This window comes from Nocardia sp. XZ_19_369 (assembly GCF_015355715.1).
Lineage (GTDB): Bacteria > Actinomycetota > Actinomycetes > Mycobacteriales > Mycobacteriaceae > Nocardia.
The window spans coordinates 401,098-414,670 of the sequence record NZ_JACVED010000001.1; the positions used below are offsets into that span (position 1 = coordinate 401,098).

Annotated in this window: 11 protein-coding genes; 4 read left to right on the forward strand and 7 right to left on the reverse strand. The window is 70.1% G+C overall.

What is annotated here, in order from left to right:
• Positions 1 to 22: 22 nt before the first annotated feature.
• Together IBX18_RS01885 and IBX18_RS01890 are read right to left on the reverse strand one after the other, a co-directional pair.
• On the reverse strand, positions 23 to 2,854 hold the full coding sequence (locus IBX18_RS01885; RefSeq protein ID WP_194832040.1) for a molybdopterin-dependent oxidoreductase: 2,832 nt from the start codon (positions 2,852 to 2,854) through the stop codon (positions 23 to 25).
• Complete coding sequence (locus IBX18_RS01890; protein WP_194832041.1) at positions 2,851 to 3,702, reverse strand: xanthine dehydrogenase family protein subunit M; 852 nt, start codon at positions 3,700 to 3,702, stop codon at positions 2,851 to 2,853. Before IBX18_RS01890 ends, IBX18_RS01885 begins: the two co-directional genes overlap by 4 nt.
• Before the next feature lie 594 nt (positions 3,703 to 4,296).
• Between IBX18_RS01890 and IBX18_RS01895 the strand changes: the two genes are divergently transcribed.
• Both IBX18_RS01895 and IBX18_RS01900 read left to right on the forward strand, forming a co-directional pair.
• A complete protein-coding gene (locus IBX18_RS01895; protein ID WP_194832042.1) occupies positions 4,297 to 4,983 on the forward strand; it encodes a 2OG-Fe dioxygenase family protein in 687 nt (228 codons plus the stop codon).
• Positions 4,976 to 6,208, forward strand: a complete 1,233-nt coding sequence (locus IBX18_RS01900) for a M20 family metallopeptidase (protein ID WP_194832043.1) — start codon at positions 4,976 to 4,978, stop codon at positions 6,206 to 6,208. The genes IBX18_RS01895 and IBX18_RS01900 overlap by 8 nt, the downstream gene beginning before the upstream one ends.
• A gap of 5 nt (positions 6,209 to 6,213) precedes the next feature.
• Here the strand turns inward: IBX18_RS01900 and IBX18_RS01905 are convergent, their stop codons facing one another.
• Positions 6,214 to 9,099, reverse strand: coding sequence for a tetratricopeptide repeat protein (locus IBX18_RS01905; RefSeq protein ID WP_194832044.1), 2,886 nt, complete (start codon positions 9,097 to 9,099; stop codon positions 6,214 to 6,216).
• 236 nt (positions 9,100 to 9,335) lie between these two features.
• On the opposite strand from IBX18_RS01905, the gene IBX18_RS01910 reads away from it, so the two are divergent.
• Entirely contained in the window at positions 9,336 to 9,722 is a 387-nt protein-coding gene (locus IBX18_RS01910; protein WP_194832045.1) for a hypothetical protein, read from the forward strand.
• A gap of 14 nt (positions 9,723 to 9,736) precedes the next feature.
• Here the strand turns inward: IBX18_RS01910 and IBX18_RS01915 are convergent, their stop codons facing one another.
• The 4 genes from IBX18_RS01915 to uraD are packed head-to-tail and all read right to left on the reverse strand — an operon-like array spanning position 9,737 to position 12,815.
• Positions 9,737 to 11,098: an 8-oxoguanine deaminase gene (locus IBX18_RS01915; RefSeq protein ID WP_194832046.1), complete on the reverse strand. Its 1,362-nt coding sequence runs from the start codon at positions 11,096 to 11,098 to the stop codon at positions 9,737 to 9,739.
• Positions 11,086 to 11,991 (reverse strand): factor-independent urate hydroxylase, encoded by a 906-nt coding sequence (gene pucL / locus IBX18_RS01920; RefSeq protein ID WP_194832047.1) that lies wholly within the window; start codon positions 11,989 to 11,991, stop codon positions 11,086 to 11,088. Before pucL ends, IBX18_RS01915 begins: the two co-directional genes overlap by 13 nt.
• Positions 11,992 to 11,997: 6 nt before the next feature.
• Positions 11,998 to 12,315: a hydroxyisourate hydrolase gene (uraH, locus tag IBX18_RS01925; RefSeq protein WP_194832048.1), complete on the reverse strand. Its 318-nt coding sequence runs from the start codon at positions 12,313 to 12,315 to the stop codon at positions 11,998 to 12,000.
• A complete protein-coding gene (uraD, locus tag IBX18_RS01930; protein WP_194832049.1) occupies positions 12,312 to 12,815 on the reverse strand; it encodes a 2-oxo-4-hydroxy-4-carboxy-5-ureidoimidazoline decarboxylase in 504 nt (167 codons plus the stop codon). Before uraD ends, uraH begins: the two co-directional genes overlap by 4 nt.
• 150 nt (positions 12,816 to 12,965) lie before the next feature.
• Between uraD and IBX18_RS01935 the strand changes: the two genes are divergently transcribed.
• Positions 12,966 to 13,565, forward strand: a complete 600-nt coding sequence (locus IBX18_RS01935; protein WP_107659642.1) for an NTP transferase domain-containing protein — start codon at positions 12,966 to 12,968, stop codon at positions 13,563 to 13,565.
• Positions 13,566 to 13,573: the final 8 nt, after the last annotated feature.

The following is a 13,573-nucleotide window of genomic DNA, read 5'->3' on the forward strand; positions in this document are numbered from 1 at the left end:
TCCTGACGCTCGCGACGCTGGGTCACCTTCGGTCTCCTTCCTGCATGGCGCGCCAGATCCGATCAGCCGTCATCGGCAACCGATCAGGCCGCACCCCGACAGCATCGCGTATCGCGTTCGCCAGCGCCGGGGCGACCGGGTTGTACGGGGACTCGCTCATCGACTTGGCGCCCAGCGGGCCGAACGCGTCGGCGGTGTCGGCGAAGTACACCTCGGTGCGCGGCACGTCGGCGAACTGCGGAATGTGATAGTGCCGCAGGGAGTGCGTGGTGACCACGCCGCGCTCGCTGCGCATGTCCTCGTACAGCGCCGTGCCGATGGCCTGGGCGACGCCGCCCTCCACCTGCCCGCGGCACTGCACCGGGTTGAGCACGGTCCCGGCGTCGGCGGCCTGGATCGACTGCAAGATGCGCACCGCGCCGGTGTCCGGGTGCACGGCCACCCGGAAGGCGTGCACGTTGAAGCTCACCGAGCGCGGGGTGCCCGCGTGCTCGCCGTGCGCGGTCAGTTCGCCGTCGGCCAGCAACTCGGTGACGCCGAAAACCTGGTCGCCGCACCGGACTCCGCCGGCGACCAGCACACAGTCGCGCTCCGGCAGCCCGGCCAGCTTCGCCGCTCGGGCCAGCAGCAGCCTGCGCAATTCGAGTGCCGCCGCGTAGCTTGCCTTGCCCGCCACCACGATTCCGGTGGAGCCGAACGCGCCGGTGTCGTGCCCGATCAGATCGGTGTCGGATTGCCGGACCACGATGCGTGCCGCGTCGGTCTCCAGCGCCGTGGCCGCGAGCTGCGCGTGCACGGTGGTGGTGCCGTTGCCGAATTCCGCGGTGCCGACCCGGAGTTCGTACCGGCCGTCGGGCAGCAGGGTGATCGTCGCATCCGCCGAATGCCCGCGCGGCGGGATGGTCGCGATCATCGCCACCGCCATGCCGGTGCCGGTCCGCCATCGCGGGCCGGGTGCCGCTGTTCCGTTGCCCCGCACCAGTGCTCGTTCCGCCAGGTCGAGGCACTGGTCCAGGCCGTAACTGCCGAAGCTCAGGTCGCTGTCGTCCACCTCGGCGCCGACGAACTCGTCACCGGGCACCACCACATTGCGCCGCCGGAACTCGAACGGATCGATGCCGAGTTCGCGCGCCAGCTCGTCCAGCGCGGACTCGATCCCGAAGATCACCTGCCCGAGTCCGTAGCCGCGGAAGGCGCCGGAGGGAATGTTGTTCGTGTACACCGCCTGTGCGTCCACCCGCTTATTGGCGCAGCGGTACACCTCGATCGACTCGCCGACGCCGTGGAACATCACCCCGGCGCTGTGGTTGCCGTACGCGCCCGCGTCGGCGAGTACGTCGACCGCCAGTGCGGTCAGCACACCGTCGGCGTCGGCGCCCGCGGTCACCTCGACCCGCATCGGATGACGGCAAGTCGCCGAGGTGAACTCGTCGGCCCTGGTGAATTCGTACTGCACCGGCCGCCCGGTCCGCAGTACCGCGAGGGCGATCAGGTCCTCGGCCAGCATCTCCTGCTTGGCGCCGAACCCGCCGCCGACCCTGGTGGCGAACACTCGAACCCGGTCGCGCCGCAGCCCGAACACCTCGCACAGTTCATTGCGCACCAGGAACGGCACTTGGGTGCTGCACCGGATGACCAGCCTGCCGTCGGCGTCCAACCAGCCGATCCCGCCGTGGGTTTCCAGATGCACGTGTTGTCCGCGCGGCGAATGCCACACGCCGCGCACGAGTTTCGCGGCCGACGCGAGCCCCGCCGACACCTCGCCGACCTCGCCGTGGATCTCGGCAATCAAATTGCGCGCCGGATCTGCGATCCGCGCCGAATCCGGTTTCTCCGCATGGAGTTTCGGGGCGTCCGGAGCCAAGGCCTCGGCCGGATCGAACACCGCGGGCAGCACCTCGTACTCGACCTGCAAGGCCCGGCAACCGGCGCGGGCGGCCGCCGAACTCTCCGCGACCACCGCCGCGACCCGTTGCCCGACGAAGCGCATCGTCCGATCGAGCACATAGGTGTCATCGGGGTCGTCGGCCCGCAACTCGTGCCGGGCGGTGGAGAACGCCACGTCCGGCGCGTCCGCGTAGGTCAGCACGGCGTGCACGCCCGGCACGGCCTCGGCCGCTGCCGTGTCGATGGACACGATGCGGGCGTGCGCATGAGGGCTGGGCAGGACTGCGATGTGCAGTGGTGCGGTGGGTGGCGAGACCTCCGGTGTGCCAGGGGAATTCGCGTCCTCGGTGCCCACGTTCGCCGCCGATGGCATGGCGTCGGGGTCGATGTCGAAGGTGAAAGGCTCTGCGCCACGCACGATCCGCGCCCCGGCGGGAGCGCCGACTCCACTGCCGGCGCGCCCGGCGACCGAGTGCTCGTGTCCCGCGCATACTCCGGTGCCATCCGCTTGCGTCGCGTCGGCGGGCGCTCGGGCGGTCAGCGCCTCGGCGATCGATCGATAACCCGTGCAACGGCACAGGTTTCCCTTCATCAGCTCGGCCAGCTCGGCGTCGGCTGGGCCATCTTCGGTACCGCAGCCGAGACCGGCAGCAGTGACCACCATTCCCGCGGTACAGAATCCGCACTGGAAGGCGGCGTTCTCGACGAAGCGGCGCTGCACGGGGTGCGGGTCGGCGGTGGTGCCGAGCCCGGCGGCCGTGGTGACCGCACGACCGGCGACGCGGTGAGCCGGGATCAGACAGGAGTGCACGGTCGCTCCGTCGAGTTGCACCGAGCAGGCACCGCAATCGCCTGTGTCACAACCCTTTTTCACGGACGAAGTGCCTTGCTCGCGCAGCAGGGTGCGCAGGCATTGCCCCGGGCGTGGCTCGGCCTCGACGGACCGGCCGTCGACTTCGAATCTCATGGCCGTCCCCCATCTCGTAGCTCGTCAGCGACTTCGCGAGCGAGTATGTGGGTGACATGGCGACGCCAGTCGGGCGCACCGTGCGGATCGTCGAACCACAGCGACGGAACTATCTCGGCGACCATGGCATCGATCTCGGCCTCGCCCGGCGGCTCAGCGAAATCCAGCACGACGGGCCGATCGGTGGCGGCGGTGATGGTGACGACGCTTCGACCACTCGGCTCACGGCGTCCCATCACTACGGACCCGGACCGGCCGAGCGGCGCGAGCGCCACCTTCCGGAAACTGGTGTGCGCCAGCAGGCTCGCCGTCGGCACGGTGATCGAACGCAGCACCTCGCCGGGCCGCAACACATTCTTCTCCGGACCGAGTACGAACTCCCGCAACGGAATCCGGCGGTCCACGCCGTCCCGACCCCACACCAGCGCAACGCCGTCCAGTGCGGTCAGCGCCGCGAGCACACCACCGGCGGGCAACGACAAACACACGTTGCCACCTACCGTGGCAGTGCGCCAGATCTTGTGTGACGCGAGCAAGGCCCGGCATCCCTGCGCGAACAGCCTTGTCCCCGGCCACTCTTCGCGCAGCACCGGCGCACCGAGCTCGCGACCGGGCACCGCACCGGCGAACTCGGCCAGCGTGCAGGTCGCCGCGATCTCCAGCCCGTCCGGCACGACGGTGTACGCGGGCCAGCCGAGCGCGGTGATGTCGATCAGCCGGTCCAGCTGGTTGTGCGGCTCGGAGAACAAGTAGGTCCCGCCGGCGAGCACCGCGCACGAACCACCGACGGCACCGAGGTCGGCGCGCTCCCGCGCCACCGACACCTCCCGGATCGTGTCCAGGTCCACGTCTCACCTCACTCCATTGCCGCTACGGCCCACAGTAGGAGCGGGGAGTTGCCGCAATGTTGCACAACTCCCGCTCCAGATTGCGCGGCCGTTACCTGACCGCCCACTCCGCTCCCTGGGATCGCCCGCACACCCCCGCGGCACTCGACGTCCGTTCCATCCGCCTCCCGTCTTTCAGAGGCGACACCGTTCCAGTATCCCGCACCTGCCCTGAACAGGCCGAATGCTCATTCAATACCTGCCGGTCTATTTATGACTATCCCCCGCACCGGCCGCGTGAAGCGCGCGGCGGCACCACCCCGGTGCGACACGCCGCGCCCCCGGTCCACGGCGCGCTGTCGACACGCGCGATCGAACACGTTCCACACTCGACAACCGGGCAGCCGCCGGATTAATCTCCATCGCGGCCCGCTCTGTGTGACATTTCCCACGCATCGTCGGGCCTTCCCTTACTGATGTGTGCCACCGGCGGCCCCTGCTGTCGGCAGCCCATGTCCCGACGCGGAAGGGCCACCGATCAACGCCAACCAGCGGGCGGCGACTGCCGACCACGAGTTGCCAGCGCCCCGCTCCGCGGACGCACCGTCCTCCTGGATGATGACAGCGGACGATTTCCCCCTGACCGAGCGCGACCTCCATGTCCTGCGTCGCACGTTTCGGGATTACACCGAGCTCGACCACTGGCTACCGGGCGGCGAACAGTACCGCCGCCGGGCATACCAGTGCTTCGACCTGGCCACAGCTCGGTTGGCCGAGGACGGGCCCGGTGCCCTCACCGCGATCGACCAGCCGCCGCCGTACGTGCAGTCCAAGCAGATCAACCCGGTGGCCGGCGATATCGAGCGCACCTTCAAGCTGATCCCGCCCGAGCACCCGGCGACCGAGCCGACCAGGCAGATCGCCACTGCCGTCGCCCGGTTGCTCGCGGCCAACGGCGTGCTGTCGGCGCACAGCACGCCGCACTGCCTCGTCGACGCCCACTACATGCGCCTGATCGCGCCCGGCCATCCCGCGCCGGAGGGCAAGCACCGCGACGGCCTCATCGCGGGCTCCGCACACCTGATCCAGCGGACCAATGTCACCGGCGGCGTCTCGGCCCTCTACGATCGCTACGACCCGGACCGGGAGCTGTGCGGCTTCGTCCTGGAAAACCCGCTCGACTCCTACGTCTTCGACGACGAACGGGTACTGCACTACGCGACGACAATCACGGTGACCGATCCCGACGCGGGCGCCGGGTTACGCGATGTCCTGCTGATCGGATTCAGAAAGCGTGAATAGTTCGACAACGACCTTCGTCGACCAGCTGCCCCGGCTGCTGCCCGACGACGAGCTCGTGCAGCTGGCTGCCGGGCTCACCGCGGTCCCCTCCTTCACCGGACAGGAGACGCCGCTGGCGTTCCATGTCCGGAATACCCTCGCCCGCAACGACATCCATGCCTACCACCAAGAAGTACAGCCCGGCCGCCTACAGACGATCGCGCGGCTCGGCCCGGAGAACGGCACCCCCGCGCTGCTGCTCAACGGCCACCTGGACATGGACCCGCTCGGCCGCGACCAGCCGGGCAAGCCGTTCACCGCCCGGCGCGAGGGCGACCGGCTCTACGGCGCGGGCCTGCACAACATGAAGAGCGGTCTCGCGGCGATCCTCGGTGCGGCGATAGCGGTGCGCCGCAGCGGAATGGCACTGCGGCGGCCCCTGCTGCTCGAGTTCGTCGTCGGCGAACTGCAAGGCGGGGTCGGCACCAGGCACGCCCTGCGCAGCGGGCTCACCGCCGACGCCGCTGTGGTCCCCGAGCCGTACTCGGTGCGCCGGGTGATCACCCGGACCGCCGGGGTGCACAAGTTCGCCATCGTGGTGCGCGGCACCACCGCGCACACCAGCAGGCACCACGAAGGTGTGGACGCGGTCGCGGTGTTGCGCCGCGTGCTCGACCTGCTCGACACCGCGGACCTCGGCCTGCGCAACAGCGAATTCCCGCCGCTGCCAAGGCTTCAGGTGGCCAGCCTGATCGCGGGCCGCGGCGAGGGACACGATCTGTCCGGGGTGAGCTACTGCTCGGACAAGGCCACCGCCCTCGTCGATCTGCGCTATCCGCCACCGCACGAGCCGCACAACGTCAGCAAGGCGATCGACGTGGTGCTGGACCGCGTGCGCGATGCCTTCCCCGAGGCCCAGATCGTCGTGGAGCACCCGGTCGATCCGCAGTACCGGGTCGGCGGCACCGATATGCCGCCGATGGACATGCCCGCCGACTGCGCGGTGGTGCGCGACATCGCCGAACTGCTGCCGCGAGTCTCCGACTTCCGGGTCGAGGAGACCGGATTGGCGCTGCCCTACTCCTACTGCGGCAACGACACCACGCACCTGAGCCGGGCGGGCATCGAATGCTGCCTGTTCGGGCCGCGCGGCGGCACACCCGACACCGAACACCACGTGCTGATCAGCGAAATGCGTGCCTGCGCAGACACTCTCGCGCTCTTGGCCGAGCGGCGCTGCGGATAACGCACTCACCGGCCTCGGGTGCGTAACTCCGTGCGCATCTGCGCCGCGAGCTGCACGCCGATGCTGTCGTACAGTACGACCGCCTGCGCGAGCAGCGCTTCGGCCTCGCCCCGGGCACCGGTCGCCGTCGCGACCCCCGCCAGGCTGCGCAGCGCGTCGGCGCGACCCAACGGGTCGCAGATCCGGTACGCGACACCCATCGATTCGGTGTAATACCTTCGGGCGGAGTCGAATCGGCCGAAGTGCCGCTCGATATGCCCGAGCCCGCGCAGCGCGTCGACCTGCCCGAGCGGGTCATTGATCTCGACGGCGATCTCGTAGGCGCCCTGGAACATGTCGCGGGCTTGGGCGGGCGATCCCGACTTACGCGCGAGATTGCCTAGGCCCCACAGGGTCCAGCCCTCGCCGTAGCGGTCGTGGATGCGGCGCGCGATCTCCAGCGCGTCGTCGAAATAGCGCCGCGCCGTCTCGTGGTCACCGACCAGCCGTTCGATGTGGCCGAGCCCGCGCAGCGCATCGCCCTCCAGCTTCTGATGATTCAGGCTCCTGGCGATGTCCAGCGCCTCGGCGTAGCGGCGTTCGGCGCCCTCGGGATCGCCGAGGCGCCGGATCACCTCCGCGAACCCCCACTGCGCGGTGGCGATACGCACCGGATCGTCGATGGCCTCCGCGATGGCCAGCGCCTGCGCCGAGCAGTTCCACGCGGCGCGGTACTCCGACGAGGCCCGCTCGACGTGCGCGAGGCCGTCCAGGGCGTCGCATTCGGTGGGCCGAGCGTCGATATCCCGGGCAATGGCAAGCGCTTCGCTGAAATAGCGTCGCGCCGCCTTGTGGTCGCCGGTGACCCGTGCCGTCTGCCCGAGTTCACACAGCACGGCCGCGTGGCACTGCCGATCGGTCAGGTCCACCGCGATCTCGCTGGCCAGCCGGAACCCGGCGCAGGCCTGCTGATGCTGCCCGATCAGCCGGTCGATGCGGCCCTTGCCCACCAGCGCCCAGGCTTGCGCGCGCCGATCGGCGATCTCGACGGCGATATCCAAGGCCCGTGCGTAGAGGCGCAAGGCGAGCGACCAGTGACCGGTGCCGGACAGGTGCGAGGCCAGGCGGGTGGCCAATTCCGCTGCAGCCGAGGAGGGTTCGGCGCCCCGCAGGCAGCTGACCAGCATCTCGCGTTCTCTGGTGAGCCAGGCCCTGGCCCGCGCCGTGTCGGCGGACGGGTTCGAGAGATGTTCGCTGCCGGACGGATCGAAGAGCTGATGCGTACTGGCCCGGCGGGCCACCGCGAGGCCGGCCCCGACCAGGCGGTCGACCACCTTCGCGTACTCCACCGGTGCGTCCTCGCGTTCGGCGTGCAGGCGCGCGCACAGCCGGGTCAGGTCGTGCATCCGGTAGCGCGGGCCGCCGGGACCGCCGGGCGACGGGTCCAGGAAGCCCGCCTCGAAAAGCCTGCGCACCAACGTCTTCCCGTCCCGCAGCGGCACCGCGGCCATGGTCGCCATCGCCTCCGCGGTGATCTCCGGCCCGGGGAACCAGCCGAGCAGCCGGACGGCGCGTTGCAGCCCGGCATCCCCCAGCCGCTGATACGACAGCTCGAACGCGGCCCGCAGCGATTCGTCCTCGGCCGTGAACCGATCCAGGAGATGTTCGGTCGCCGAACCATTCGTGTGATCCGCGGGGGCGCGCTTGATCCGCTCGGTCAGCTGCGCGATGTCGGCCGCGCTGTCGGCCAGCATGGCCTCGCCGTGGTGCGCGATCTGGCCGCCGATCAGCCGGATGGCCAGGGGCAGCCGACCCGCGGTCTGCAGGATCTGGCGTACCGCGCCCCGATCGTAGCCCGACCGCAGGTTACCCAGCTTGACCAGTAACTCCTCCGCCTCGTCCCACTCCATCACGTCCAGCCGCAGCGGTGCCGCCTCGGCCAGCCCGGTGAGCTTGCTCCGGCTGGTGATCAGCACGAAACAGCCCGGCGCCTGCGGCAGTAGCTGTTTCACCTGGGCGCTGTCGAGCGCGTTGTCGAACACGATCAGCATGCGCCGCTGCCGGGTCGCGCCGCGCCAGCGGTGGGCCCGCCCGGCCAGATCCGCGTCGATGGTCTCGCGCGGCACCCCGATCTGCAGCAGCAGTTGCTCGAGCACGTCGACCGGTTCGCGCGGCTCCCGGCCGAGGGTGTAGCCGTGCAGGTCGACCCAGATGGTGCCGTCCGGGTAGTGCTTACCGAAGACCGCGACCGCGTACCTGGCCAGCGCCGTCTTGCCGATGCCGGTGAGCCCGACGATGACGTGCGCGGCGACCGTCCCGCTGCGCAGGTGCGCGGCAACCCGTTCGCGCAGTTGCGTTTTCGGACCTTCCCTACCGGTGAAGTGCGGCACCTCCGCGGGCAGGTCGCGACCCGCGCGCACCGGCTGGCGGCCGACGGATCGCCTGGCCACCACCTCGTGATACTCCAGCCGCTCGGCGTGCGGCATGTAGGACAGATCGGCCAGATCGATCAGCTGGTCCCAGGTCGTACCGTAAATGGTGGCAAGGTTTTTCAGCACGCGAATGGTGGGCCGGGCACCGGTCGGCCGGTGGTCCTCGTCCTCGGGGTCCGTGCCGTCCCTCGCGAAAGGCCACGCCTCGTACTCGGAGATCCGGCTGGCCTTCATCGCCGCCCGCGCGCTGTCGGTCAGCTCGTTGTACCGCTCGGCGACCGCGGCCTGGGTCAATCCGTTGGCGTAGCGCCAGGCCGCGCGGGGCCGGTAGCCGCGCTGGCGCAGTTCCCCCGCCAGCGGTTCGAGCAGCTGTAGCTCGGTCAAACCCAAGTCGGCCAGTCGATCACGCAGGCGCCGCCGCTGCTCGGCGGTGAGGGTGCCGCCGGGACGCCAGCGGTCGGTTCGGCCGGATCGATCCATCCCGCCACCCTCCCGCGCGCGATACATCCGGCAAGGGCGCGGCCTGCGCCGGAGAATCGAGACGCTGATTGTGATTAATTCCTTGGTATCAGTAGCGTTTTCCCAGGTCAAGTAAATGTGTCAACCCGATAAAACGCCGCACCCGCTGGGATCGCCCCGCACCCGCCCGAACTGCCATCCTGGAAGGTGTCACCAGACAACGTGACAACGCGGGGCGGATGAAAAGAGGTCGCACGATGGCGATTACGGCGACAGGCTGGCTGATCACCAGTGACGTGGTGCACGAGGCCGCGTTCCGGATAGATCTTCCCGAACAGGACCGGGGCAAGTGGGTGCTGTCCTACCTGCCGACCAACCGGCGGCTCAGCAGAAATCAGGCGATGGCGGGCATGGTGCTCGCCGAGATGATCGTGCTCGAGCAGCCGCACCCGGCTGGGCTCGACCACGAGGTCGCGCAGCTGCACGCGACGGAGCTCGACTGCACGCTGCACGACGTCATGAGCCTGCTGGCGTTGCGGGCGCCTGCCGGATCGACCGAGCCGGAACCGCCGGTCGACCCGACCGATGATCGGCTGAGATCCGCTGCCGCACTGGCCCATGGCGTGACCTCGTTCGCGGCCTGAGCTCGAACCGGGCGCTACCGCGCCTTGGCGACCAACGCCGCCTGCGCTCCGGCCACCCGCGCTCCGACGATGTCCTCGTCGACGGTGTGCAGCCTGCCGTCGCGAACCACCTCGCGGCCGTTGACGATCAGCGCCGCGAGGGGTGGCGCCGAACCGAGCACGAGCGCGGTCACCGGATCGTCGATGCCCGCGTGCGCCGGGGTGTCCAGGCGCCACAGCGCCAGGTCGGCGAGCTTGCCCGGTTCGATCGAGCCGATCTCGGCGTCGCGGCCGAGTACCCGGGCGCCGCCGATGGTGGCCAGCGCCAACGCTGTTCGGACCGTCATCGCGCGCGGGCCGCCGGTGTTGCGCGCGAAGAACAGGGCATTGCGCGGCTCCTCGATCATCGAGCTCGACTCGTTGCTCGCCGCGCCGTCCACGCCGAGCCCCACCGGGACGCCCGCGCGCACCAGATCGGCGGTGCGCGCGATGCCCGCGCCGATGCGCGCGTTCGAGGTGGGGCAATGCGCCACTCCGGTACCGGTTTTCGCCATGGTCTCGATCGCGGCGTCGTCCAGGTGGATGGCGTGGGCCCACCAGACATCGGCACCGACCCAGCCGAGCTTCTCCATGTACTGCGCGGGCGTGCAGCCGAATGTCGCTGCGCAATAGTCCTGTTCGTCGATCGTCTCGGCGACGTGGGTGTGCAGCCGCACCCCCGACTCACGGGCCAGCGCGGCCGATTCCCGCAGCAGCTCCGGCGTCACCGAGAAGGGCGAGCACGGGGCGAGCGCGATGCGCAGCATCGAGTCGAACGACGGATCGTGGTGGCGGGCAATGGCCGCCGCGCTGTCGGCCAGGATCTCGTCCAGCGACTGCACCACGTGATCGGGCGGCAGGCCGCCCGCGCTCGCGCCCAGATCCATCGAGCCCCGGCACGGATGGAAGCGCAGTCCCACCTCGGCGGCCGCGGCGATCTCGGCGCCGAGCAGGTCGCCGCCTTCGCGCGGGAACACGTAGTGATGGTCGGTCGTGGTGGTGCAGCCGGTGCGGGCCAGCGCGGCGAGCCCACCGGTCGCCGCGATCCGCACCGCTTCCTCGTCGATGCCCGCCCAGATGGGGTAGAGCGTGGTGAGCCACTCGAACAGCGTGTTGTCCGCGGCCAGGCCCCGGGTGATCCACTGATAGAGGTGGTGGTGGGTGTTCACCAGGCCCGGGGTCAGCAGGCAGCCGCGGCCGTCGATGCGCCGCACCTGGCCGTCGAGCACCGGTGCCGCGCCCGCGCCGACGGCCTCGATCCGGTTGCCGCGCAGCACGACATAGCCGTCGCGGTATTCGGTGCCGTGCGCGTCGACGGTCGCGACGGCACCGCCCTCGATGACCGTCACGGCAGCCATGCGGGTCCCGCCTCGGGTGCGTCGGCGCGCTGCACGGTCGCGTGGATCAGGCCGTACGGGCGGTCGGCGGCGTAGTACACCTCGCCGTGGTTCTCGATACCGAAGCGGTCCAGGTCGTAGTCGAAGTGGTGCTTGTTCGGCGCGGCCAGCCGGATCTCGGCGAGCACGGGATAGGCGGTCAGCGCGGCCTTGCCCATCTCGAACAGCGTCTGCTGCAACGCCTTCGAGTGGTGCGTCGCGAACGTCTCGACCAGCCGCGCCCGGACGCCGGTGTACACCTCCTCCCAGGCGATATCGGTGGTGCCCGCGAAGCGCCATTGCACCGCCAGCGAGGTGGCCAGCATTCGATCGTGCGTCGGGGCGAGCACGGTGAATTCGTCGCTCAGGAAGTCGGCGAACTCCGAACCGGTCGACTTCAGGATGGTCAGGTCCTTCATCCCGCCGATCACCCAGGCCTGCCGCTCGGCGCCGGTACCCGCCACCGTGACCGCGGCGGTGCGCACCTCGGAGCCCTGCCGGACCCAGGTGTGCTCGTGTTCGCGTCCGTCGACCGAGACCCGCTGCCAGGCATACTCGTCGACCTCGACGCGCGCGCTGGTCACCGGCTCGACATCGTCGACGAAATGGCCGGCCAAGGCGAGCGCGTAGTCCTCGATCGCCTGTAGCCCAGGCTGTTTCGCGTAGGCGTAGGCGGTCTGCTTCTGGGTATCGGTGGGTAGCACCTTGCGCTGATCACCCGCGACGTAGGCGTCGGCGAAGTCCCCGCGCAGCACGGTCGACACGTTCACGTCGCGGATCTCGTGGCGCGCGGTCTGCCGCCAGATCCGGACGATCCGATTCTCGGCCTTGCCGTATCGGTGGTCGGTCAGCTCGATCGGCCCGGTCAACTCCATGCTCGGTCAGCTCCCTCGATAGGTGGAAAAGGCGAACGGCGACAGCAACAACGGGACGTGATAGTGCCGCTCCGCGGTGACGGCGAACGTCACCGACACTTCGGGGTAGAAGGTGTCGACGTGTTGTCCGGCGAAGTAGGCGCCGGTGTCGAACACCAGCCGGTAGGTGCCCGGCGCGAGGGTCTCGGCCAGCGCGCCGATCCGGCCGTCCGCGTCCGTCGTTCCCGAATCCAGTTGCTCCGCACCGCGATACAGCGTTACGGCGACGTGCTGGGCGGGCGCGCCGCGTACCGCGTCGAGCACGTGGGTGCTCAGCGTGCTCATCGGTTCGCCGCCAGCAGCGCGCGCAGTCGGATTCGATTGATCTTCGCCAGTTCTGTTCGCATGACCCGCCTTTCGGTCTCGGCATCGTTGCCCAGTCGGTCCTCGAGGGTCGCGAGCAGCTCACTGCCCGATCTACCGCTCGCGCATACCAGATAGAGGTGGCCGAACCGCGCCTCGTAGGCCCGGTTTCCGGCCGCGAGCGCCGACCGTACCGCGTCGGCCGCGGTGGCCACCCCGGCTTGCTCTCGCGCCGAGGCCGCCGTGTCGGGCCGCTCGCCGATCCTGGGGTGCCCGGCGAGCGCCCGATCAATCTCGGACTCGGGCAGCCCGGCCAGCCCGGCATCGGCGGTGTCGAGCAACGCGTCGACGCTCGGATACGGTCGCGCTGCGACGAGCGCGCGGGCCCACTCAGGCGACGAGCAACACGTGAGCAATGCCTCCGTCGCCGCGTTCGCAGGCAACGCGTGGAACCCGGCCAGATCCGCTCCGTCGTCTGTCATCGGACCAGCATCGAATACGACCCGCCCGGCCGCCACCCGAAAGAGATAGATCACGCCCGGCGTGTCGCCGCAAAGAAAATGGCCGGGCAGGGCCCCGAGCAGCACTCTTCCGGCACGCGCGGCCGGCCGTTCCGGACTACCGTCGTACCCATGGCTGTACCCGATCGCCCGGCCACCCCGCCGAACTGTGCGGGCATCCTGCTCGCCGCGGGCGCCGGAACGCGCTACGGCCGGCCGAAAGCGCTGGCCGAGGGCGGCGCCTGGCTGCGCGGCGCGGTGGCCGCGCTGCGCGACGGCGGGTGCGATCCGGTGATCGTGGTGCTCGGTGCCACCGGTCCCGATCCGACGCCGCTCGACCTGCCCGCCGACGTTCAGTCCGTCTGGGCCGCGGACTGGGCTACCGGGCTCGGTGCGTCGGTCCGGGCCGGGCTGATCGCCGCCGCGCGCACCCCCGCCCGCTTCGCCGCGATCATGCCGGTGGACACCCCGGACGTCGGCGCCGATGTGGTCGCCCGGGTCACCGCGGCCGCGTTCACCGCGCCGAGCGGCCTGGCCCGTGCCGTGTTCCACAACACACCGGGGCACCCCGTTGTGCTCGCCCACAAGCACTGGACCTCGATATGTCAGGAGGCCGTAGGAGATTCGGGTGCGCGCACCTATTTGTCGCGCAAGAACGATATGGTGTGCGTCACGTGCGACGATTTGGCGACGGGCGTCGATCGTGACTACCCGGCCTCGTCCGCACGGTGATCGGAGCG

Coding starts and splice junctions, on each gene's coding strand:
- uraD (WP_194832049.1), bottom strand. CDS start 12,815: ATGACAGACGACGGAGCGGATCTGGCCGGGTTCCACGCGTTGCCTGCG.
- IBX18_RS01885 (WP_194832040.1), bottom strand. CDS start 2,854: ATGAGATTCGAAGTCGACGGCCGGTCCGTCGAGGCCGAGCCACGCCCG.
- IBX18_RS01935 (WP_107659642.1), top strand. CDS start 12,966: ATGGCTGTACCCGATCGCCCGGCCACCCCGCCGAACTGTGCGGGCATC.
- pucL (WP_194832047.1), bottom strand. CDS start 11,991: ATGGAGTTGACCGGGCCGATCGAGCTGACCGACCACCGATACGGCAAG.
- IBX18_RS01895 (WP_194832042.1), top strand. CDS start 4,297: ATGATGACAGCGGACGATTTCCCCCTGACCGAGCGCGACCTCCATGTC.
- uraH (WP_194832048.1), bottom strand. CDS start 12,315: ATGAGCACGCTGAGCACCCACGTGCTCGACGCGGTACGCGGCGCGCCC.
- IBX18_RS01910 (WP_194832045.1), top strand. CDS start 9,336: ATGGCGATTACGGCGACAGGCTGGCTGATCACCAGTGACGTGGTGCAC.
- IBX18_RS01915 (WP_194832046.1), bottom strand. CDS start 11,098: ATGGCTGCCGTGACGGTCATCGAGGGCGGTGCCGTCGCGACCGTCGAC.
- IBX18_RS01905 (WP_194832044.1), bottom strand. CDS start 9,099: ATGGATCGATCCGGCCGAACCGACCGCTGGCGTCCCGGCGGCACCCTC.